The sequence below is a fragment of the Hydrogenophaga sp. genome (assembly GCF_028698005.1).
Classification (GTDB): Bacteria; Pseudomonadota; Gammaproteobacteria; order Burkholderiales; family Burkholderiaceae_C; genus Hydrogenophaga.
Genome location: NZ_JAQVEJ010000043.1, coordinates 1 through 20499 on the forward strand (window position 1 = coordinate 1; position 20499 = coordinate 20499).

The 20499-nt window shown below is 70.3% G+C and carries 23 protein-coding genes; 21 read left to right on the plus strand and 2 right to left on the minus strand.

The window, feature by feature from the left end; all coding sequences use genetic code 11:
- The 21 genes from PHQ87_RS06565 to PHQ87_RS06665 all read left to right on the plus strand — a co-directional run.
- On the plus strand, window positions 1-1373 hold a 1373-nt coding region (locus PHQ87_RS06565), incomplete at its 5' end, for a nickel-dependent hydrogenase large subunit (RefSeq protein ID WP_300232307.1).
- 44 nt (window positions 1374-1417) lie between these two features.
- Entirely contained in the window at window positions 1418-2026 is a 609-nt protein-coding gene (locus tag PHQ87_RS06570; protein ID WP_300232308.1) for a HupE/UreJ family protein, read from the plus strand.
- A gap of 37 nt (window positions 2027-2063) precedes the next feature.
- A complete protein-coding gene (gene cybH / locus PHQ87_RS06575; protein WP_300232309.1) occupies window positions 2064-2810 on the plus strand; it encodes a Ni/Fe-hydrogenase, b-type cytochrome subunit in 747 nt (248 codons plus the stop codon).
- Between the two features lie 4 nt (window positions 2811-2814).
- Entirely contained in the window at window positions 2815-3471 is a 657-nt protein-coding gene (locus PHQ87_RS06580; RefSeq protein ID WP_300232310.1) for a HyaD/HybD family hydrogenase maturation endopeptidase, read from the plus strand.
- Between the two features lie 3 nt (window positions 3472-3474).
- Window positions 3475-3789, plus strand: coding sequence for a HypC/HybG/HupF family hydrogenase formation chaperone (locus tag PHQ87_RS06585; protein ID WP_300232311.1), 315 nt, complete (start codon window positions 3475-3477; stop codon window positions 3787-3789).
- Window positions 3786-4235 (plus strand): hydrogenase, encoded by a 450-nt coding sequence (locus tag PHQ87_RS06590; protein ID WP_300232312.1) that lies wholly within the window; start codon window positions 3786-3788, stop codon window positions 4233-4235. Before PHQ87_RS06585 ends, PHQ87_RS06590 begins: the two co-directional genes overlap by 4 nt.
- A 17-nt stretch (window positions 4236-4252) precedes the next feature.
- Entirely contained in the window at window positions 4253-5116 is an 864-nt protein-coding gene (locus PHQ87_RS06595) for a hydrogenase expression/formation protein (protein WP_300232313.1), read from the plus strand.
- Window positions 5113-5358: a rubredoxin gene (locus tag PHQ87_RS06600; protein ID WP_300232314.1), complete on the plus strand. Its 246-nt coding sequence runs from the start codon at window positions 5113-5115 to the stop codon at window positions 5356-5358. The genes PHQ87_RS06595 and PHQ87_RS06600 overlap by 4 nt, the downstream gene beginning before the upstream one ends.
- Window positions 5355-5882: a [NiFe]-hydrogenase assembly chaperone HybE gene (gene hybE / locus PHQ87_RS06605; RefSeq protein ID WP_300232315.1), complete on the plus strand. Its 528-nt coding sequence runs from the start codon at window positions 5355-5357 to the stop codon at window positions 5880-5882. Before PHQ87_RS06600 ends, hybE begins: the two co-directional genes overlap by 4 nt.
- Window positions 5879-7069 (plus strand): hypothetical protein, encoded by a 1191-nt coding sequence (locus PHQ87_RS06610; protein WP_300232316.1) that lies wholly within the window; start codon window positions 5879-5881, stop codon window positions 7067-7069. The genes hybE and PHQ87_RS06610 overlap by 4 nt, the downstream gene beginning before the upstream one ends.
- Window positions 7062-7433 carry a hydrogenase maturation nickel metallochaperone HypA gene (locus PHQ87_RS06615; RefSeq protein ID WP_300232317.1) on the plus strand — a complete coding sequence of 124 codons (372 nt, stop codon included), beginning with the start codon at window positions 7062-7064 and terminating at the stop codon, window positions 7431-7433. Before PHQ87_RS06610 ends, PHQ87_RS06615 begins: the two co-directional genes overlap by 8 nt.
- Before the next feature lie 13 nt (window positions 7434-7446).
- Window positions 7447-8439 carry a hydrogenase nickel incorporation protein HypB gene (gene hypB / locus PHQ87_RS06620; protein WP_300232318.1) on the plus strand — a complete coding sequence of 331 codons (993 nt, stop codon included), beginning with the start codon at window positions 7447-7449 and terminating at the stop codon, window positions 8437-8439.
- A 23-nt stretch (window positions 8440-8462) separates the two neighbouring features.
- A complete protein-coding gene (locus PHQ87_RS06625) occupies window positions 8463-9641 on the plus strand; it encodes a carbamoyltransferase HypF (RefSeq protein WP_300232319.1) in 1179 nt (392 codons plus the stop codon).
- Entirely contained in the window at window positions 9632-9853 is a 222-nt protein-coding gene (locus PHQ87_RS06630) for a HypC/HybG/HupF family hydrogenase formation chaperone (RefSeq protein WP_300232320.1), read from the plus strand. Before PHQ87_RS06625 ends, PHQ87_RS06630 begins: the two co-directional genes overlap by 10 nt.
- On the plus strand, window positions 9850-11019 hold the full coding sequence (hypD, locus tag PHQ87_RS06635; RefSeq protein WP_300232321.1) for a hydrogenase formation protein HypD: 1170 nt from the start codon (window positions 9850-9852) through the stop codon (window positions 11017-11019). Before PHQ87_RS06630 ends, hypD begins: the two co-directional genes overlap by 4 nt.
- Window positions 11016-12128, plus strand: coding sequence for a hydrogenase expression/formation protein HypE (gene hypE / locus PHQ87_RS06640; RefSeq protein WP_300232323.1), 1113 nt, complete (start codon window positions 11016-11018; stop codon window positions 12126-12128). The genes hypD and hypE overlap by 4 nt, the downstream gene beginning before the upstream one ends.
- 5 nt (window positions 12129-12133) lie before the next feature.
- Window positions 12134-13882: an enoyl-CoA hydratase-related protein gene (locus tag PHQ87_RS06645; RefSeq protein WP_300232325.1), complete on the plus strand. Its 1749-nt coding sequence runs from the start codon at window positions 12134-12136 to the stop codon at window positions 13880-13882.
- Window positions 13883-13884: 2 nt separating this feature from the next.
- The gene (locus PHQ87_RS06650) at window positions 13885-15336 is read left to right on the plus strand and encodes a sigma-54 dependent transcriptional regulator (protein WP_300232327.1); all 1452 of its coding nucleotides are present in this window, start codon (window positions 13885-13887) and stop codon (window positions 15334-15336) included.
- 1 nt (window position 15337) lies between these two features.
- Window positions 15338-16345 (plus strand): HupU protein, encoded by a 1008-nt coding sequence (locus tag PHQ87_RS06655; RefSeq protein WP_300232330.1) that lies wholly within the window; start codon window positions 15338-15340, stop codon window positions 16343-16345.
- On the plus strand, window positions 16342-17814 hold the full coding sequence (locus PHQ87_RS06660; protein ID WP_300232332.1) for a nickel-dependent hydrogenase large subunit: 1473 nt from the start codon (window positions 16342-16344) through the stop codon (window positions 17812-17814). Before PHQ87_RS06655 ends, PHQ87_RS06660 begins: the two co-directional genes overlap by 4 nt.
- A gap of 4 nt (window positions 17815-17818) precedes the next feature.
- A complete protein-coding gene (locus PHQ87_RS06665) occupies window positions 17819-19156 on the plus strand; it encodes an ATP-binding protein (RefSeq protein ID WP_300232334.1) in 1338 nt (445 codons plus the stop codon).
- A gap of 67 nt (window positions 19157-19223) precedes the next feature.
- Here PHQ87_RS06665 and fba read toward each other — a convergent pair whose 3' ends face one another.
- Window positions 19224-20261: a class II fructose-bisphosphate aldolase gene (fba, locus tag PHQ87_RS06670; RefSeq protein WP_300232336.1), complete on the minus strand. Its 1038-nt coding sequence runs from the start codon at window positions 20259-20261 to the stop codon at window positions 19224-19226.
- A 38-nt stretch (window positions 20262-20299) separates the two neighbouring features.
- Window positions 20300-20499, minus strand: a 200-nt coding sequence (gene pgk, locus PHQ87_RS06675) for a phosphoglycerate kinase (RefSeq protein ID WP_300232338.1), incomplete at its 5' end; no start/stop codon positions are given.

Consider the following 20499-nt stretch of genomic DNA (forward strand, 5'->3'; position numbering starts at 1 on the left):
TCCGCGACGTGCAGAACCGGCTGAAGAAGTTCGTCGAGAGCGGCCAGCTCGGCCCCTTCGCCAACGGCTACTGGGGCTCCAAGGCCTACGTGCTGCCGGCCGAGGCCAACCTGATGGCGGTGACCCATTATCTGGAGGCGCTGGACCTGCAAAAGGAATGGGTCAAGGTGCACACCATCTTCGGCGGCAAGAACCCGCACCCCAACTACATGGTGGGCGGCGTGCCCTGCGCGATCAACATCGACGGCGACGGCGCGGCCGGCGCGCCCATCAACATGGAGCGCCTGAACTTCGTCGAGGCCCGCATCAAGGAGATGATCGACTTCAACAACAACGTCTACATCCCGGACGTGCTGGCCATCGGCACCCTCTACAAGCAGGCGGGCTGGCTCTACGGCGGCGGCCTGTCGGCGCTCAACGTGGCCGACTACGGCACCTACGAGAAGGTGCCCTACGACCACAGCACGCACCAGTTGCCGGGCGGCGTGATCCTGGACGGCGACTGGGACAAGATCCACGAGATCGACCCGCGCGACCCGGAACAGGTGCAGGAGTTCGTGACCCACTCCTGGTACAAGTACGCCGATGAAAGCCAGGGCCTGCACCCCTGGGACGGCGTGACCGAGGCGAACTACCGGCCCGAAGGCCCGAACTTCAAGGGCACGCGCACGAAGATCGAGCAGCTCGACGAATCGGCCAAGTACTCGTGGATCAAGTCGCCGCGCTGGCGCGGCCACGCGGTCGAGGTCGGTCCGCTGTCGCGCTACATCCTGGGCTACGCCCACGCGGTGAAAGGCAACAAATACTGCCAGCGCGTCAAGGAGCAGGTGGACGCGTCGGCCATCGCGATCAACAGCGCCATTCCCAAGGCCCTGGGCCTGCCCGAGACCGGCTACACCGCCAAGCAGTTGCTGCCCACGACCATCGGCCGCACGCTGGCGCGGGCGCTGGAGAGCCAGTACGCCGCCGAGATGATGATGGACGACTTCCGCCAGATGGTCGGCAACATCAAGGCGGGCGACACCGCCACGGCCAATGTGGAGAAATGGGACCCGGCCACCTGGCCCAAGGAGGCCAAGGGCGTGGGCACGGTGGCCGCGCCGCGCGGCATGCTGGGCCACTGGATCAGGATCAAGGATGGCAGGATCGAGAATTACCAGTGCGTGGTGCCCACCACCTGGAACGGCTCACCGCGCGACGCCAAGGGCCAGATCGGCGCCTTCGAGGCTTCGCTGATGAACACGCCCATGGTGAACCCCGAGCAGCCGCTGGAGATCCTGCGCACGCTGCACAGCTTCGACCCCTGTCTGGCCTGCTCCACGCACGTGATGAGCCCCGATGGCCAGGAGATGGCACGCGTGACCGTGCGCTGACGCCCATGAGGACGTACCCCACAACGATTCAGGAGACCGTTCCGATGAAAACTTCCCGACACCACCTGCGCCGTATCGCCGCCCTGACCGTGCTGGCTGGCCTGGCCACCGCCGCGCAGGCCCACACCGGCCACGGCACCCACAGCCTGATGGAGGGGCTGGTGCACCCCTTCGGCCCTGACCACCTGCTGGCCATGGTGGCCGTGGGCATCTGGTCGGTCTCGGCCCTGCCCGCACGCCAGGCCTGGCAAGGCCCGGCCACCTTCTTGCTCGCGCTGGTGGTCAGCGCCGCGCTGGGCATGCTGGGCGCGACCGTGCCCTACCTCGAACACGGGGTGGCGCTGTCGGTCGTGCTGTTCGGTGCCATGCTGGTGTTGGCCCGCCGCCCCATGCCACCGGCCAGCGGCCTGGGCCTGATCGCGATGGCCGCCGCGCTGCACGGCCTGGCGCATGGCTCGGAAACGCCCGCGTCGGGCTTCGCGGGCTACGCCGCCGGCTTCCTGCTGACGACGGCGGCGCTGCACATCGGCGGCGTCGGCATCGGGCTGGCGATCCGGCGCTGGCTGGCCGAACGCAGCGGCCTGGCCCTGGGCGGCCTGGGTGCCGCGCTGGGCGCCGCCGGGATCTACCTGTTCGGTCAACTGGCCGCCTGAAACACGGCCGACCGGCCCCCACAGAGAGGAGAACCGCATGTCCACCTTGTCTTCGCAAGATCTGGCACAACAGCGCCTGGCCGACGCCACCGGCGTGGACGCCACCGCGGTGCAGCACGGGCAGTCCATCAAGTCGGTCTATGTGTACGAGGCGCCGGTGCGCATCTGGCACTGGATCAATGTGCTGGCCATCGTGGTGCTGTGCGTCACGGGCTACTTCATCGGCCAGCCCCTGCCCACCCAGCCCGGCGAGGCCAGTGCCAACTACCTGATGGGCTACATCCGCTTCGCGCATTTCACGGCCGGCTACATCATGGCGGTAGGCCTGCTGGGCCGCGCCTACTGGGCGCTCGTGGGCAATCACCACGCGCGCGAGCTGTTCTGGGTGCCTCTGCTGCGTGGCGCCTACTGGCGCGAGGTGTTCCGGATGGTGCGCTGGTACCTGTTTCTGATCCCGCGGCCGAACCAGTACGTGGGCCACAACCCCCTGGCACGGCTGGCCATGTTCTTCGGCTACCTGATGCTCTCGCTGTTCATGATCGTCACCGGCTTCGCGCTGTACGGCGAAGGCGCGCAGATGGGTTCGTGGCAGGAGCGGCTGTTCGGCTGGGTGATCCCGCTGTTCGGCCAGAGCCAGGACCTGCACACCTGGCACCGGCTGGGCATGTGGGCGATGGTGATGTTCATCGCGCTGCACGTGTACGCGGCGATCCGCGAAGACATCATGGGCCGCCAGAGCATCGTCTCGACCATGATCTCCGGCCACCGGACCTTCAAGGACTGAGCCCATGGACCACCTCCGCGACACCGCACGCGCGCCGGACGCGCCCGGTCGCATCGTCGTGCTGGGCATCGGCAACCTGCTGTGGGCCGACGAAGGCTTCGGCGTGCGCTGCGTCGAGGCCCTGCAACGCGACTGGGAGTTCGCCCCGCACGTGAGCCTCATCGATGGCGGCACGCAGGGCCTGTACCTGATCCAGCATGTGCAGGAAGCCGATGCCCTGCTGATCTTCGATGCGGTCGACTACGGGCTGGCCCCGGGCACCCTCCGGGAAGTGCGCGACGACGAGGTGCCACGCTTCATGGGCGCCAAGAAGATGAGCCTGCACCAGACCGGCTTTCAGGAGGTGCTGTCACTGGCGCAGTTCACCGGCAAATACCCGGCGCAGGTGCTGCTGATCGGCTGCCAGCCGCAGGAGCTGGAGGACTACGGTGGCAGCTTGCGCCCCGTCGTCAAGGCGGCCATGGGTGAGGCCCTGACCCGGGGGCTGGCCGAACTGGCCCGCTGGGGGGCGCAGCCCCGCCAGCGCCAGGCTCCCCTGGCGCCGCGCGACGCGGTGACGCTGGACGAGCTGGCCCTGGCTGCCTACGAGGCCCAGCGCCCGGGCGCGGACGCGGCCTGCCGCATCGGCGACGAACGCTTTCTGCCGCGCACGGAGGCCTGAACCATGTGCATCGGCATGCCCATGCAGGTCGTCGCCTCCGAAGGCCGTTTCGCACTGTGCGAGGGCCGGGGCGAGCGCCGGCGGATCAACACGGCACTGGTCGGCCCGGTGGCCCCCGGTGACTGGCTGCTGGTGTTCCTGAACGATGCACGCGAGCGCATCGATGCCAGCCGTGCGGCCGAGGTCGACAGTGCCCTGGACCTCGTGCTGGGGGCCTTGCAGGGCGCTGCCGCCCACGCCGACGTGGGCTTTGCCCTGCCATCGCAGATGGACCCCCGTACCCTGCTGGCGCCCCCTACCCTTCCGGAGACGACATGACCGAGACCGACGAAGTCCACGCACCGCTGGTGCAACGCCTGGCCCGAGACTTCGGTGCCCGCTGGGTCGATGAACACACCGTTGCCGACTGGGTCGCCGAAGGTGGCGACCGGGTCGTCCTGCTGGCCGGTGATCCGGTCCGCTTTCCCGAGGGGGTGGATGTGGCGGCGGTGCTGCCCGAGTTGATGAAAGCCTTCCCGGGGCGCTTCGCGCTGGCCGTGGTAGCGCGCGAGCACGAGGACGCCGTGGCACGCCGTTATGGTTCGCAACGCTGGCCTTCGCTGCTGTTCTTTCGCCACGGCCACTATGTCACGGCCATCGCCGGCATGCAGGACTGGGACGTGTACCTGGACGCCGTGCAAGCCGCGCTGACCATGCCCACCTCACGCCCGCCCACCATCGGCATTCCCGTGGTCAGCCAGCCCGGCCCCGGCGCGTGCCACTGAACCGGGGGACCCACCACATGAAAGCTTTTCCGATCCCCGTCGTCGCCCTGGGCCCCGGCTCGCAGGCGGAGGACGAGTCTCTCGACTACCTGCCCCTGCCCCGGGACATGAACACCTACCGGCCCCCGGTGTTGCCGGAGCCCGAAGACGTGGCGGACCGCACGGCCGCACGGCAGGCGCTGCACCAGGTGCTGGCCCTGCTGGAGCGCAGCGCGCACGGCGGCCCGGGCGGCCAGGTCGATCTGCAGGCGCTGGCGCCGGATGACCGCCACCTGATCAACCAGGTGCTGGGCGAGGGCGAGGCCAGTGCCATCGTGCAGGACGCCGGCGACCGGATTGAGGTGCGCATCCAGGAATCGGTGTTCGCCGGTGTCTGGCGGGTGATGGCCTGGGACCGGGACAGCCTGGTCGACGATGCGATCGAAGTCGGCCCCGTGCCGGTGCTGCTGCGTGACGTGGCGGCCACCGACGCCAGCACCCGGCGCCAGGCGTGGTCCGCCCCGCTGCCACCCAACGTGCAGAACGCGCCGCTGCTGGTGGACGAGATCCGCGACCATGCCGCCCGCTGGCAACCGGGCCAGGCACCCCACGTGGTCAACCTCAGCCTGCTGCCGGTCACACCCGAGGACATCGCCTTCCTCGACCACGAGTTGGGCACCGGCCGGGTGCTGATGCTCTCGCGCGGCTATGGCAACTGCCGCATCACCAACACCCGCTTGCCGAACTGCTGGCGCGTGGTCTATTACAACGCCATGGATACCGTCATCCTCAACACCGTCGAGGTGGTGGACATGCCCGAAGTGGCCATGGCCGCGCCCGAGGATCTGCGCGATTCGCTCGATCGCCTGCGCGACGTGGTGAACTACCTGGGATCGCCATGAAGGCGGATGCTCTCCAGCCGTCCGTCGGCCACTTCGAGGGCTTCGAAGGCTCGTACCTGGGCAACCGCCAGGCCCTGCGGCCCGACTCGCGCCTGGAGTGCAAGATCTGCTGGTGGGTCTACGACCCGGCCCTGGGCGACGCACAATGGCAGATTCCGCCCGGCACGCCGTTTGCCGACCTGCCACCGCACTGGCGCTGCCCCAACTGCGACTGCCCGCCCGATCAGTTCCTGCTGCTGTGAGCAAGACCGCCCCGCCCCCGCTCGAACCCCGCGTGCAGACGCTCGTGGATTTCTACCGGCACGTGCAGCGTGAGCGCATGCAGGGCCTGCCCCTGCTCAACCCCGCGCTGTCGGTGGAAGCGGTGGGCTTCGCCTGGGCAACCCCGGCACAGGATGGCGCCGAGCCACCGGCGGTGGCCGAGGGCATCCTCATCACGCCCTGGTTCATGAGCCTGGTGCGCCTGCCCGCGGCGCCGGAACCGCACGGCGGGCGCGTCGGCCGCAGCCGGGTACATGCCTTCGGCAACGAGCGTTTCGACTTCATCGGCGCGCACGACCCGGCGGTCGGGTTCCACGAGACCTGCGCCCTGTTCTCCCCCATGGACGGCTTCACCGACCAGTCACTGGCGCGCGAAACCGCGCAGTCGGCGCTGGCGCAGCTGCGGCCGGCACCGGCGCCTGCCACGGCTGCCGAGGTGGTGCCGCCGCGGCGCGCCTTTCTGCTCGGACGGGGTCGCGGCGTGGCCACGGGAGCGCGACCATGACCGGGCGCACCACGCCGGGCGCGGACGGCCTGCCCGACCTGGCCGGCACCCTGTACCTGCGGCCCGGCGCCCCCGTGGGCCACAACCTGCGCAGCACGCGGCGTGCGCTGGTGGGCCGCCTGAGCGCCGGTCAGCCGGCCAGCGTGCTGCCCGGCCTGCTGGGCAGCCTGTTCAGCCTGTGCGGGCAGTCGCACCGGCTGTGCAGCCTGCTGGCGCTGCAGGCCGCCGCACCGGGCCTGCTGCCGCCGGCGCCGCCACCGGGCCGCGCGCTGCAACGCGAAACCGCGGCCGAGCATGTGCGCCGCATCGGCCTGGACTGGCCGCGCCTGCTGCTGCCGGATGAATCCGCCGCCGCGGCCCTGGCCGACCTGCGCAACTGTCCGTGGCTGGCCACCCGCGCCGACGCACCCACCCCCTGGGCCGAGGCTCTGGACTGGCTGCAGGCGCGCTGGCTGCACATGGCACCCGACACCTGGCTGCGCCTGTGGCGCAGCGACGGCGCCGACTGGCTGCGGGCCTGGAGCGAGCGCCACGACGGCTGGCTGGCACGGCTGCTGCATGCGGCCCGCCCGGCCGACGTGGCGCTGGACCTGAATGCAGTGCCGGCACTGCGGCCACATGGACCGCAGGGGGATCCGTATGCGCTGGGCCGCGAGCTGGCCGGGCACGACACCGAGCCGGCCACCCTCGAATGGCAAGGGCAGCCGGCACACACCGGCAGCTGGACGCGGCTGCGCGATGCGGCCACGTCGATGCCGGCCTCGGCCTGGGCGCTGCTGGGTGGCCGCATTGCCGAGCTGGTGCGCCTGAGCCTGCCCGATGACCCTGCCCAGGCCGGTGCCGGCTGGCTGCACTGGGGTGCGCGACCGCTGGGCCCGGGCCAGGCGCTGGCCTGGGTGGAGATGGCGCGCGGGCTGCTGATCCACTATGTGCAGCTGGACGGCGTGGCCGACGGCGAGTCCCGGGTGGCCGCGTGCCAGGTGCTCGCCCCGACCGACTGGAATTTCCACCCCCGGGGGGTGGCGGCACGGGCGCTGGCACACTTGCCGGCCGACAACGCCCACGAGCCGGGGCCGCACGTGCGCCTGCTCATGGCCGCACTGGATCCCTGCGTGCCGTTCCACCTCGACGACGATGCGGCGGCGCCCACCCGGGCGCCCGCTGCCATGGAGACCGATCATGCATGAGGCAAGCCTGGCCGGTGGCGTGCTGCAGCTGGTGGAAGAGACCGCGCGGCGCGAAGGTTTTGCGCGCTTGCTGGCACTGCGGCTGGAGGCCGGCCAGTTGGCCGGTGTGGACGTGCGCGCGCTGCGCTTCGCGCTCGAGAGCCTGGCGCCCGGCACGATGCTCGAAGGCGCCCGCATCGACATCGACGAGCCGCCGGGCCAGGCCTGGTGCATGGCCTGCGCGCACAGCGTGCCGATCGCGCAACGCGGCGACCCCTGCCCCGACTGCGGCGGCTACCAATTGCAACCCACGGGCGGCATGGAATTGCGCGTGCTCGACATGCGCGTCAGCGATGATACGGGCAGCCCCCGGATGAACCCATAACAGGAGACCCAACATGTGCGTCGTATGCGGATGCAGTGACAACAGCCCCACCCACACGCAGCACCGGCGGGACATCGACACCGCCGGGGCCGCACACACCGGTTCCGCCCATGGCGACCTGCACTTCGGCACCGGCGCGGCCCGGGTCTCGGTGCCCGGCATGAGCCAGGAGCGCGCGCTCCGGATCGAGACCGACATCCTCGGCGCCAACAACCGCGTCGCGGCGCGCAACCGCGCCCACTTCGCCGCGCACGGGGTGACGGCACTCAACCTGGTCTCCAGTCCGGGTTCGGGCAAGACCACGCTGCTGTGCGCCACCATCGAGGCACTCAAGGCGCACGCGCCCGGCCTGCCGGTGGCGGTGATCGAGGGCGACCAGCAGACCAGCTTCGACGCCGACCGCATCCGCGCCACCGGCGCGCCGGCGCTCCAGGTCAACACCGGCAAGGGCTGCCACCTCGACGCGCCCATGGTGGCCGAGGCCTTCGCGCAATTGCACCGGCACGACCACGACCATGAACACGGCCCTGGGCACCACCACCATGACCATGATCACGGTGCCGGCGGCCTGCTGTTCATCGAGAACGTCGGCAATCTGGTCTGCCCCGCGATGTGGGACCTGGGCGAGGCGGCCAAGGTGGCGGTGCTCTCCGTCACCGAGGGCGAGGACAAGCCGCTCAAGTACCCGGACATGTTCGCCGCCGCTCAGCTCATGATTCTCAACAAGGTCGACCTGCTGCCGCACGTGACATTCGACGTCGCGCGCTGCGTCGAGCTGGCGCGGCGCGTCAACCCGGCGATCGAGGTGATCGAGCTGTCGGCCACCACCGGCCAGGGCATGGACAGCTGGCTGCACTGGCTGGACCACGCGATGGGCCGGCACCACGGCCACCACCACCCGCATCACCACCACGATGGCGCCGCGGCCGAACTGGCGGCGCTGCGCGCACGGGTGCAACAGCTCGAAGCCGAACTGGCGCAGCAACGCCAGCCGGCGGGCGGGTGAACGAGGCCCACGGCGAGCGCGACATGCCCACGACGACCACCGTCCTGGCCTTCGGCGCCTGGCTCAAGAACACCGCCTGCCTGTGGATGGACGGGCAGGCGCACTGGTCGGCGCTGCATGGCGACCTGTCCGACCCCGGGGCCTGCGCGGCGCTGCAGGCCTCGGTCGACGCGCTGCTCGCGCGTGCCCGCGCCGCCGGCCGGCCGGTGCAGGCCGTCGCACACGACCTGCACCCGGATTTCTTCAGCACCCAGCTTGCCGTTGCCACGGCACAGCAATTGGGCGTGCCCGCCATCGGCGTGCAGCACCACCATGCGCACCTGGCCGCGGTGATGGCCGGGCATGGCCTGCACGGACCGTCGGTGGGGCTGGCACTGGACGGCGTCGGCCTGGGCACACCGGACGCCGCGTTCGGCACCTGGGGCGGCGAGCTACTGTGGCTGGACGGGCCGCGCTGGGCGCGCCTGGGCCACCTGTACCCGCTGGCGCTGCCCGGCGGCGACCGCGCCGCGCGCGAGCCCTGGCGCATGGCCGCCAGCGCCCTGCACGCACTGGGGCGCGCCGACGAGATCGCGCCGCGCTTCGGCCCCGTGGTGGGCGAGGCAGTGGCCGGCGGCCTGCGCCAGATGCTGGACCGCGGGCTCAACAGTCCGCTCACCAGCAGCGCCGGGCGCTGGTTCGACGCCGCCGCCGGGGCGCTGGGCATTTGCTGGCGCCAGCAGGACGAGGCGCAGGCCGCGATCGCGCTGGAGCAGGCCGCCGCACGCGCGCTGACACGCCGGGCCGGCCTGCCAGCGTTGCCTGGCGCCCGGATCGACGGGCACCACCGGCTCGACCTGCGGCCGCTGCTGGCCGCGCTGTTCGACGCCCCCGACGTCGACGTCGCGGCGGCAGGATTTCACCTCGCGCTGGCCGACGCCCTGGCCGCCTGGCTGATCGACGCCGCGCACGCCCACGCCACCGGCACCGCCTGCCTGGGCGGCGGCTGCTTTTTCAACCGCATCCTGCGCGAGCGCGTGCTCGCGCGCTTGCACGAAGCCGGCCTGCAGGCCTGGCTGCCGGCGGAACAGGGCTGCGGCGACGCCGGCCTGGCGCTCGGCCAGGCCTGGGTGGCGGTGCGGCAGCTGCGGCACGCGCCAGCCCCGGGCGGCCACCCCACGACAATCCCGACAGAGAACGAACAGAGCGAGACATGTGCCTAGCCATTCCTGCCCAAGTGGTCGAACTGCGACCGAACGACCAGGCCCTGGTCAACCTCGGCGGCATCCGCAAGGAGGTCTCGATCGGGCTGGTCGACGGCGTGCAACTGGGCGACTACGTGATCGTCCACGTCGGCCACGCGATCGGCACCGTCGATCCCGAGGAAGCCCGACGCACCCTGGCCCTGTTCGCCGAAATGGATCACACACCATGAAATACATCGACGAATTCCGCGACGGCGACCTCGCCCGCCAGATCGGCGCGCGCATCGCCGACGAGGCGCGCCCGGACCGCCGCTACAGCTTCATGGAGTTCTGCGGCGGCCATACGCACGCAATCAGCCGCTATGGCGTGCTGGAGTTGCTGCCGTCCAACGTGCGCATGGTGCATGGCCCGGGCTGCCCGGTCTGCGTGCTGCCGATCGGCCGCATTGACCTGGCCATCCGCCTCGCGCTCGAGCGCGGAGCCATCGTCTGTACCTACGGTGACACGATGCGGGTGCCGGCGTCGGATGGCCTGTCACTCATCAAGGCCAAGGCGCGCGGCGGCGACATCCGCATGGTGTACTCGGCCGCCGACGCGCTGGCGGTGGCGCGCGCCCACCCCGAGCGCGAGGTGGTGTTCTTTGCCATCGGTTTCGAGACCACGACGCCGCCCACGGCGCTGGCGATCCGTCAGGCGCAGCACGAGGGTCTGGGCAATTTCAGCGTGTTGTGCTGCCACGTGCTGACACCCTCGGCCATCACGCACATCCTCGAATCGCCCGAGGTGCGCCAGCTCGGCACCGTACCGATCGACGGCTTCATCGGACCGGCGCACGTGAGCATCGTCATCGGCTCCTCGCCCTACGAGCACTTTGCCGAGGAATACCGCAAACCGGTGGTGATCGCCGGCTTCGAGCCGCTGGACGTGATGCAGGCCATCCTGATGCTGGTGCGTCAGGTCAACGATGGGCGCGCCCATGTGGAGAACGAGTTCACCCGCGCCGTCACGCCCGAGGGCAACCGCAAGGCCCAGGCCCTGGTGTCGGCGGTGTTCGAGTTGCGGCCGAGCTTCGAGTGGCGCGGCCTGGGCGAGGTGCCCTACAGCGCGCTCAAGATCCGCGAGGCCTTCGCCGACTTCGACGCCGAGCGGCGCTTCGCACTGGACTACCGCTCGGTCCCCGACAACAAGGCCTGCGAGTGCGGGGCCATCCTGCGCGGCGTGAAGCGGCCGACCGACTGCAAGATCTTTGGCACCGTCTGCACGCCGGAGAACCCGGTCGGCTCCTGCATGGTGTCGAGCGAAGGCGCCTGCGCCGCGCACTACACCTACGGCCGTTTCCGCGATATCCCTGTGGTCGCAGCACCCGTGCCCGCCACCGAAGAGGTCACCCCATGAGAACCGACATCGATCAAGCCGCTGGCGGCGAGGCGCCAGCGCCCCGGCCGGTGAAGAAGAACTACATCCGTCCGCTGGACATCAGGCGCGGTCGCATCGACATGGGCCACGGCGCGGGCGGCAAGGCCGCCGCCCAGTTGATCGAGGAGCTGTTCCTAGCGGCCTTCGACAACCCGTTCCTGCGCCAGGGCGACGACGGTGCGGTGCTCGCCCTGCCCGCCTTCGATCCGGCCGAAGGCCGCCTGGTCATGGCCACCGACGGCCACGTGGTCTCGCCGCTGTTCTTCCCCGGCGGCAACGTGGGCTGCCTGGCCGTGCACGGCACCGTCAACGACGTGGCGATGATGGGTGCCCGGCCGCTGTACCTGAGCGCCAGCTTCATCATCGAGGAAGGCTTCCCGCTGGCCGACCTGCAGCGCATCGTCACCTCGATGGCGGCGGCCGCGCGCGAAGCCGGCGTGCCGGTGGTCACCGGTGACACCAAGGTGGTGGAACAGGGCAAGGGCGACGGCGTGTTCATCAGCACCACCGGCGTGGGCGTGCTGCCGGCAGGCGTCCACATCAGCGGGCGCCATGCCCGCCCCGGCGACGTGCTGCTGCTGTCGGGCACCATCGGCGACCACGGCGTGGCGGTGCTCTCACAGCGCGAGTCGCTGGCCTTCGAAACCGCCATCGAGAGCGACACCGCGGCGCTGCACACCCTGGTGGCCGCCATGCTCGAGGCGGCACCCGGCGCGGTGCGCGTGCTGCGCGACCCCACGCGCGGCGGACTGGCGACCACGCTCAATGAGGTGGCTCGCCAGTCGGGCGTGGGGATGCTGCTGCGCGAGGCCGACATCCCGGTCCGGCCGCAGGTGGACGCTGCCTGCGAGCTGCTGGGGCTGGACCCGCTGTACGTGGCCAACGAGGGCAAGCTGATCGCCGTGGTGGCCCCGGAGGCGGCCGAAGCGCTGCTGGCCACCATGCGCGCCCACCCGCTGGGCGCCGACGCCGCCCGCATTGGCGAGGTCACGGCCGATCCCCACCATTTCGTCCAGATGGCCACGCGCTTCGGCGGCCGGCGGGTGGTCGACTGGCTCAGCGGAGAGCAGTTGCCCCGCATCTGTTGAGCCCGATGAGTCTGCGCATCCTCCTGCTCTGTCACAGCTTCAACAGCCTGAGCCAGCGCCTGTTTGCCGAGTTGCGCCGGGCCGGCCATGTTGTCAGCGTGGAGCTGGACATCGCCGACAGCGTGACGGAGGAAGCCGTGACCCTGTTCCGGCCCGACCTGGTGCTTGCCCCCTTTCTCAAGCGCCGCATCCCGGCCTCGGTGTGGCAGCGCGTGACCTGCCTCGTGGTGCACCCCGGCCCGCCGGGCGACCGGGGTCCGTCGGCTCTGGACTGGGCGGTGCTGCGCGGCGAAACCCAATGGGGGGTCACGGTGCTGCAAGCGAATGGCGATTTCGATGCCGGACCGGTCTGGTCACATGCTGCCTTCCGGACGCGGGCGACCAGCAAGGGCAGCCTGTACCGGCGCGAGGTCACGCAGGCGGCCTGGCAGGCGGTGGCCGAAGCGGTGGCACACGTCGAAAGCGGCGCGCGCACCGCACCGCCGTGGCCAGGCCCGGCGCCGGCCGACCGCTGGCAGCCCCTGATGCGTCAGGACGAGCGCGCCATCGACTGGGCGGCCGACAGCACCGAGCGGGTGCTGGCCAAAATCCGCAGCGCCGACGGCCAGCCCGGCGTGTGCGATGCGCTCTGGGGCCGGCCATGCTACCTGGGCGACGCCCATCCGGCCAGCGCCACCACCATGGCCGCTCATGCCGCCGCAGCGCCGGGCGAGGTGCTGGCCGTGCGCGATGGCGCCTTGTTGCGTCGCACGCGCGACGGGGGGGTGTGGATCGGCCAGGCACGTCTGGCCGATCCGCCCGACACCGACCCGGCGCATCGCCACTTCAAGCAGGATGCCGCCGCGCTGTTTGAGGATGAAGCGGCACGCCTGCCCCGGCGGCCGGTACCGCTGCAGCGCGCCGATGACGAGTGGGGGGAACTGCGCTATACCGAGCAGGGCCCCGCGGGCGCGCGCGTGGGCTGCCTGTCGTTCGACTTCTACAACGGCGCCATGTCCACCGGGCGCTGCCAGCGCCTGCTCGATGCGCTGCGCCAGGTCTGCAAGCGCGACACCCAGGTGCTGCTGCTGTTCGGCGGCACGGACTTCTTCAGCAACGGCATCGATCTCAACAGCATCGAGGCGGCCGCGCACCTCCCGGGTGACAGCGCGGCCGACGCCTCCTGGCGCAATATCCAGGCCATGGACGACGCGGCGCTGGCCATCATCGGCGCCACCGACCGGATCACCGTCAGCGTGCTGCGCGGCAACGCCGGCGCCGGCGGCGTGTTTCTCGCCCTGGCCGCCGATGAGGTGTGGGCCCACCGTGGCGTGGTGCTCAACCCGCACTACAAGAACATGGGCAACCTCTACGGCTCCGAGTACTGGACCTACCTGCTGCCGCGCCGCCTGGGCGACGCCGGTGCACGCGATCTCATGGCCACACGGCTGCCGCTGCTCGCGGACGAGGCGGCCCGCATGGGCCTGATCGACCACTGCGATGCGCAGGGGCGCGAAGGCTTCGAGCAGCGTTGCCTGCAGCGTGCACGCGAGATGGCCGGCGCCTACAATCTGCCCAAGAGACTGGCGGCCAAGCAAGCCACGCGCGAGCGCGACGAAGCCAGCCGCCCGCTGGCCCTTTACCGCGAACAGGAACTGGCGCGCATGCACCGCAATTTCTACGGTTTCGATCCGAGTTACCACGTGGCACGTCACCACTTCGTGCACAAGCTGCCACACGCCTGGACACCCCGCCACCTGGCCTTGCACCGGTGAACATGCCCGCCAACGCCGAGACCCTGCCGACCGTGCTGGTGGTCGATGACGAGGTGCGCTCGCAGGACGCGATGCGCCGCACCCTCGACGAGGACTTCACCGTCTTCACCGCCAGCAGCGCCGACGAGGCGCGCGGCCTGCTGCAGCGCCAGCCGGTCAGCGTCATCCTGTGCGACCAGCGCATGCCCGGCACCACCGGGGTGGCCTTCCTCAAGGAGGTGCGCGAGCGCTGGCCCGAGGTGGTGCGCATCGTCATCTCGGGTTACACCGACAGCGAGGACATCATTGCCGGCATCAACGAGGCCGGCATCTACCAGTACATCCTCAAGCCCTGGTCGCCCGACCACCTGCTCGACGCGGTGCGCAACGCGGTCGAAGCGCAGGCCCTGCAGCGCCAGACCAGCCGGCTCGGGCTGGAGTTGCGCACCAGCACCCGCGTGCTGCGCCAGCGCAGCGCCGAGCAGATGGCGCAGGCGCGCAGCCAGTTCGATTTCGGGCGCATCGTGCGCTCGCCGGGCAGCCCGCTGGATGCGGTGTGCGCCATGGCCGAGCGCGCCGCGCGCTACGACATCCCGGTGCTGGTGCTGGGCGAATCCGGCACCGGCAAGGAGCTGCTGGCACGCGCCATCCACTACGCATCGCCGCGCCTGGGCGGCCCGTTCGAAGTCGAGAACTGCGCCGCCATTCCCGACACCCTGCTCGAGTCCGAGCTGTTCGGCCACAAGCGCGGCGCCTTCACCGGCGCCTACGAAGACCACGCCGGCCTGTTCCAGCGTGCCGACGGCGGCACTGTGTTCCTGGACGAGATCGGCGAAACCTCGCCGGCGTTCCAGGTCAAGCTGCTGCGCGTGCTGCAGGAGGGCGAGGTGCGCCCGGTGGGTGCGGCGCGGCCGGTGCCGGTGGACGTGCGCATCATCGCCGCCACCCACCGCGATCTGGAGCAGCGCGTGCGCGAGGGCCTGTTCCGCGAGGACCTGTACTACCGCATCGCCGGTGTCACGCTGACCATGCCGCCGCTGCGCGAGCGCGTGGGCGACATCGGCCCCATCGCGCGGCAACTGGCCCAGGACGTGGCAACCGAGATCGGTCACCCGGGCGCCGAGCTGCCCGACGAGGCGCTGGCCTGCCTGATGGCCTATCCCTGGCCCGGCAACATCCGTGAGCTGCGCAACGAGATCGCACGGGCGCTGGCGCTGCATGACGAGCGCCGTCTGGTCGCCTCGGCGTTCTCGCCACGCGTGCTGCAGGGGCGCAGCGGCACCCTCCAGGGCGACCTGCAACCGGCCATTCCGCGCTCGGGCACCCTGGCCGAGCGGCTGGACGTGATCGAGGCCATGATCCTGCGCGAAACGCTCGAACGCCTGCGCTGGAACAAGAGCCACGTGGCCAGGGAGCTGGGACTGAGCCGCGTCGGCCTGCGCAGCAAGATGCAGCGACTGGGACTGGAGGGCTGACATGAGCGGACCATTGAACGTGCTGTGGTTGCAAAGCGGTGGCTGTGGCGGCTGCAGCATGTCGCTGCTGTGCGCCGACACGACCGACTTCCAGGGCCATCTGCGTGATGCCGGCATCCACCTGCTCTGGCACCCGTCGCTGTCGCTGGCCTGCGGCGACGAGCTCGTCACGCTGCTCGACGCCATCGTGCAGGGCCACACGCGGCTGGACGCCCTGTGCATCGAAGGCGCCCTGCTGCGCGGCCCGCAGGGCACGGGCCGCTTTCACATGCTGGCCGGCACCGGTCTGCCGATGATCGATTGGGTACGGCGGCTGAGCACGCGCGCACGCCATGTGCTGGCCGTGGGCAGCTGCGCCGCCTGGGGCGGCATCACCGCCGGTGGCGACAACCCCACCGACGCCTGCGGCCTGCAGTACGACGATGACCAGCCCGGCGGCCTGCTCGGTGCCGGTTTCCGCTCGGGCAGCGGCCTGCCGGTGATCAACGTGGCCGGCTGCCCGACACACCCGGGCTGGGTCATCGACACACTGATGGCGCTGGCCCTTGGCGAGTTCGACGCCCACGCGCTCGACCCCCTGAACCGGCCCCGCTTCTACGCCGACCAGCTGGTGCACCACGGCTGCACGCGCAACGAATACTACGAGTTCAAGGCCAGCGCGGAGAAGCCCTCCGACCTGGGCTGCCTGATGGAGCACATGGGCTGCAAGGGCACCCAGGTGCACGCCGACTGCAACACGCGACTGTGGAACGGCGAAGGCTCGTGCACGCGCGGCGGCTACGCCTGCATCGCCTGCACCGAGCCGGGTTTTCAGGAGCCGGGCCACCCGTTCCACGAAACGCCCAAGCTGGCGGGCATCCCCATCGGCCTGCCCACCGACATGCCCAAGGCCTGGTTCGTGGCACTGGCCTCGCTGTCCAAGAGCGCCACGCCCAAGCGCGTCAAGTACAACGCCGTGTCCGATCATCTGGTGGTCAAACCGGCGGTTCGCAAGACCAGACTGAAATGACCTCACCCAGCGACACCCGCCTCATCGTCGGCCCCTTCAACCGCGTCGAGGGCGACCTCGCGGTGCAACTGGACGTGCAGGACGGCCGCGTGGCATCGGCGCAGGTCAACGCCACCATGTACCGGGGCTTCGAGCAGATCCTGCAGGGCAAGGCGCCGCACGACGCGCTGGTCTATGTGCCACGCATCTGCGGCATCTGCTCGGTGTCGCAATCGGTGGCGTCCGCGCGTGCGCTGGCACAGCTCGGTGGCATCGCCATGCCCCCCAACGGCCAGCACGCGACGAACCTGATCCTGGCGACCGAGAACCTGGCCGATCACCTCACGCACTTCTACCTGTTCTTCATGCCCGATTTCACGCGTCCGGTGTATGCCCGGCACCCCTGGCATGCCGAGGCCGTGCGTCGCTTCGCACCGAACCAGGGCGAGCAGGTGCGTGCGGCCACCGCCGCGCGACAACGCTGGCTCACGCTCATGGGTGCCCTGGGCGGCAAGTGGCCACACACGCAAGCCATCGAGCCCGGCGGTTCGACGCGGCCGATCGATGCGGCCGAACGCGTGCGCCTGCTCGCGCACGTGCGCGAGTTCCGTGCCTTCCTCGAACGCCAGCTGTTCGCCACGCCGCTGGAGTCCATGATCGAGCTGCACACCGAAGACATGCTGTGGGACTGGCACGCGCAGGATCCGCTGGGCGGCGACCTGCGCTTTTTCCTCACACTGGTGCGCGACCTGCAACTGGAGGCGCTGGGGCCTGGGCCCGGCCGCTACCTGAGCTACGGCACCTACGCGCAACCCGGTGGCGGCTTCGCGCTGCCCGGTGGTGTGTGGCGGGCCGGACGGGCACGGCTCGAGGCGGCGGACACGGCAGCCATCACCGAGGACGCCACCCATGCCTGGCTGGCCGACGGTGCCGGGCCCCTGCACCCGTTGCTCGGGCAGACCCGGCCCGAACCCGACAAAGCAGGTGGCTACACCTGGAACAAGGCGCCCCGCCTGGGTGGCGAAGTGATCGAGACCGGCGCGATCGCACGCCAGCTCGCGGCCAGCCATCCGCTGGTGCGCGACGCGGTGGCCCGCCATGGCGGCACCGTCTATACCCGGGTGCTCGCACGTGCGCTGGAACTCGCGCGCGTCGTGCCGATGATGGAGGACTGGTTGCGCGCGCTGCGGCCCACCGAACCCTTTTGCGTACCGTCCGAGCTGCCCGACGAGGGCAGCGGCATGGGCCTGACGGAGGCCGCACGCGGCAGTCTCGGGCACTGGGTGGTGACACGGCACGGACGCATCGCCAACTACCAGATCGTCGCGCCCACGAGCTGGAACTTCTCGCCGCGCGACGCCGCCGGCACGCCCGGCGCGCTGGAGCAGGCGCTGGTGGGCGCACCGGTGCGCGACGGTGAACAGACGCCGGTGGCGGTGCAGCACATCGTCAGATCCTTCGACCCCTGCATGGTCTGCACCGTGCATTGACGCCATGAGCAAGCCGCGCTCCCGAACGCCGCTGCCCGCCGCCCCCATGGAAGGCGTGGACGAGTCCACCTGGCTGGACGTGATCCACAAGATGGACGAGGTCTATACCCGGCTGATCGATGACGAGGTGGAGCTGGAGAAGAAGAACGCCGAGCTCGAACAGTCCCAGCAATTCATCTTCAGCGTACTGACCTCGATGTCGGACGTGCTGGTGGTCTGCAATGTGAACGGCGTGATCGAGCAGGCCAATGCGGCGCTGTGCGAACTGGTCGGCCAGCCCGAAGAACAGTTGCGTGGCAAGCTGCTGTATGCGCTGCTGTCCGATGCCCAGAGCATGGAACTGGCGCGCGCGGCCATGGAGAATCCCGGTGCACCGCGCAGCGGGGAAAGCATGGAGCTGCACCTGCTCGACCACCAGGGGAACGCCGTGTCGGTGGACGCCAACTGCACGCCGCGCATCGGCAGCAACGGTCGGCGCGTCGGCACCGTCTGGGTCGGCCGGCCGACGGCCGAGCTCAAGCGCGCCTACCACGAAATGCGCGCCGCCCACGAGGCGCTCAAGCGCACGCAGCAGCAACTGCTGCATTCGGAGAAGATGGCCTCACTCGGCCAGCTCGTGGCCGGCGTGGCGCACGAACTCAACAACCCGATCAGCTTCGTGCTGGGCAATGTGCACGCCCTGCGCAAGTACTGCGACCGCCTGCAGACCTACATCGGCGCGCTGCACGCCCACGCGCCCGAGCCGGTGCTGCAGGAGTTGCGCAAGACACTGCGCATTCAGCACCTGCTCGACGACCTGCCCTCGCTCATCGAAGGCACGCTCGAGGGCGCGCAGCGCACGGCCGACATCGTCCACGGCCTCAAGCGGTTTTCCGCCCGGGACTCGGAAGAGCGCACCGCCGTGAACCTGACCGACATCATCGACCGCTCCATCCACTGGGTGCGCAAGGGCCGCTCCGCCCCCGTGGACGTGGACTGGCAGCCCGGCGCGCCCTGCATGGTCATGGGCAATGCGGGCCAGTTGCAGCAGGTGATGATGAACCTGCTGCAGAACAGCTTCGACGCAGTCGACGCCGTCGCCTCGCCCCGCCTGTGGATCACGGTGGCGTGCGAAAAGCCGGGCATGGCCTGCGCGAGCGTGCGCGACAACGGCCCGGGCATCCCGCCCGAGCACCTGCTGCGCGTCTTCGACCCCTTCTTCACCACCAAGCCCGTCGGCAAGGGCACCGGGCTCGGGCTGTCGATCAGCTACGCCATCGTCGAGCAGCACGGCGGCCACCTGAGCGCGCGCAACGCCGACGGGGGCGGCGCCGAGTTCCTGCTCGAACTTCCGCTGGCCTGAGCGACAGTGCTGACGCACGGCAAGGCGAAGCAACGCGGTTATCGCTTTGAAGGTGAATCGGTATCAGTCAGGCATAGCGTTGCGCCATCGTATCCAGCGACACCGCCTTGATCTTCCCCGCCTGCCCGGCGCTGCCGAAGGCCTCGAAGCGCTGCTTGCAGATGCCGCGCGCGGCCTTCTTCGCCGCCAGCAGCGCCTTGCGCGGGTCGAACTCGCTGCGCTCCTTCGCGAAGGTCTGGCGCATCGCGCCGGTCATGGCCAGCCGGATGTCGGTGTCGATGTTGACCTTGCGCACGCCGCTGCGGATGCCGCGCTGGATTTCCTCCACCGGCACGCCGTAGGTCTCCTTGATGTCGCCGCCATGCTCGCGGATGATGGCCAGCCACTCCTGCGGCACGCTGGAGCTGCCGTGCATCACCAGGTGCGTGTCGGGCACCCTGGCGTGGATGGCCGCGATGCGGTCGATGGCGAGGATGTCGCCGGTGGGCTGGCGCGTGAACTTGTAGGCGCCGTGGCTGGTGCCGATGGCGATCGCCAGCGCGTCCACGCCGGTGCGCTCCACGAAATCGCCCGCCTGGTCCGGGTCGGTCAGCATCATGTCGTGCGTGAGCGTACCCACGGCGCCCACGCCGTCCTCCTCGCCGGCCTCGCCGGTTTCCAGCGAGCCCAGGCAGCCCAGCTCGCCCTCCACCGACACGCCCACGGCATGGGCCATCTCGCAGACGCGGCGCGTTACGTCCACGTTGTAGTCGTAGCTCGCGGGCGTCTTGCCGTCCTCGCGCAGCGAGCCGTCCATCATCACGCTGGTGAAGCCCGAGCGGATCGACTGCTGGCACACCGACGGCGTGGCGCCGTGGTCCTGGTGCAGCACCACGGGCAGGTCGGGGTGCGCCTCGACCGCGGCCAGCACCATGTGGCGCAGGTAGGCCTCGCCCGCGTACTTGCGCGCCCCGGCCGAGGCCTGCAGGATCACCGGGCTGTCGGTCTCCTGCGCGGCCTCCATGATGGCCAGGATCTGTTCGAGGTTGTTGACGTTGAAGGCCGGCACGCCGTAGCCGTGTTCGGCCGCGTGATCGAGGACTTGTCTGAGGGAAACGAGCGCCATGAAAAAACTCCTTTGTGAAATGAAGAGGGCTTGGTGAATCAGGACGCCCTGCGCTCAAGCACCTCGAACGCGGGCAGCGTCTTGCCCTCCAGCACCTCCAGGAACGCGCCGCCGCCGGTGGAGATGTAGCCGACGTCCTTCTCGATGCCGTACTTGGCGATCGCGGCCAGCGTGTCGCCACCGCCGGCGATGCTGAAGGCACTCGATTCGGCGATCGCGCGGGCGATGGTTTCGGTGC

What these genes read in the sequence shown, in the direction of transcription:
- PHQ87_RS06625 (WP_300232319.1), top strand. Translation starts at nt 8,463, where the DNA reads ATGCCCACGACGACCACCGTCCTGGCCTTCGGCGCCTGGCTCAAGAAC.
- PHQ87_RS06600 (WP_300232314.1), top strand. Translation starts at nt 5,113, where the DNA reads ATGAAGGCGGATGCTCTCCAGCCGTCCGTCGGCCACTTCGAGGGCTTC.
- PHQ87_RS06590 (WP_300232312.1), top strand. Translation starts at nt 3,786, where the DNA reads ATGACCGAGACCGACGAAGTCCACGCACCGCTGGTGCAACGCCTGGCC.
- PHQ87_RS06665 (WP_300232334.1), top strand. Translation starts at nt 17,819, where the DNA reads ATGAGCAAGCCGCGCTCCCGAACGCCGCTGCCCGCCGCCCCCATGGAA.
- PHQ87_RS06630 (WP_300232320.1), top strand. Translation starts at nt 9,632, where the DNA reads ATGTGCCTAGCCATTCCTGCCCAAGTGGTCGAACTGCGACCGAACGAC.
- PHQ87_RS06645 (WP_300232325.1), top strand. Translation starts at nt 12,134, where the DNA reads ATGAGTCTGCGCATCCTCCTGCTCTGTCACAGCTTCAACAGCCTGAGC.
- PHQ87_RS06580 (WP_300232310.1), top strand. Translation starts at nt 2,815, where the DNA reads ATGGACCACCTCCGCGACACCGCACGCGCGCCGGACGCGCCCGGTCGC.
- PHQ87_RS06610 (WP_300232316.1), top strand. Translation starts at nt 5,879, where the DNA reads ATGACCGGGCGCACCACGCCGGGCGCGGACGGCCTGCCCGACCTGGCC.
- PHQ87_RS06655 (WP_300232330.1), top strand. Translation starts at nt 15,338, where the DNA reads ATGAGCGGACCATTGAACGTGCTGTGGTTGCAAAGCGGTGGCTGTGGC.
- PHQ87_RS06595 (WP_300232313.1), top strand. Translation starts at nt 4,253, where the DNA reads ATGAAAGCTTTTCCGATCCCCGTCGTCGCCCTGGGCCCCGGCTCGCAG.
- fba (WP_300232336.1), bottom strand. Translation starts at nt 20,261, where the DNA reads ATGGCGCTCGTTTCCCTCAGACAAGTCCTCGATCACGCGGCCGAACAC.
- PHQ87_RS06570 (WP_300232308.1), top strand. Translation starts at nt 1,418, where the DNA reads ATGAAAACTTCCCGACACCACCTGCGCCGTATCGCCGCCCTGACCGTG.
- hypB (WP_300232318.1), top strand. Translation starts at nt 7,447, where the DNA reads ATGTGCGTCGTATGCGGATGCAGTGACAACAGCCCCACCCACACGCAG.
- PHQ87_RS06585 (WP_300232311.1), top strand. Translation starts at nt 3,475, where the DNA reads ATGTGCATCGGCATGCCCATGCAGGTCGTCGCCTCCGAAGGCCGTTTC.
- hypE (WP_300232323.1), top strand. Translation starts at nt 11,016, where the DNA reads ATGAGAACCGACATCGATCAAGCCGCTGGCGGCGAGGCGCCAGCGCCC.
- PHQ87_RS06615 (WP_300232317.1), top strand. Translation starts at nt 7,062, where the DNA reads ATGCATGAGGCAAGCCTGGCCGGTGGCGTGCTGCAGCTGGTGGAAGAG.
- PHQ87_RS06650 (WP_300232327.1), top strand. Translation starts at nt 13,885, where the DNA reads ATGCCCGCCAACGCCGAGACCCTGCCGACCGTGCTGGTGGTCGATGAC.
- PHQ87_RS06660 (WP_300232332.1), top strand. Translation starts at nt 16,342, where the DNA reads ATGACCTCACCCAGCGACACCCGCCTCATCGTCGGCCCCTTCAACCGC.
- hypD (WP_300232321.1), top strand. Translation starts at nt 9,850, where the DNA reads ATGAAATACATCGACGAATTCCGCGACGGCGACCTCGCCCGCCAGATC.
- cybH (WP_300232309.1), top strand. Translation starts at nt 2,064, where the DNA reads ATGTCCACCTTGTCTTCGCAAGATCTGGCACAACAGCGCCTGGCCGAC.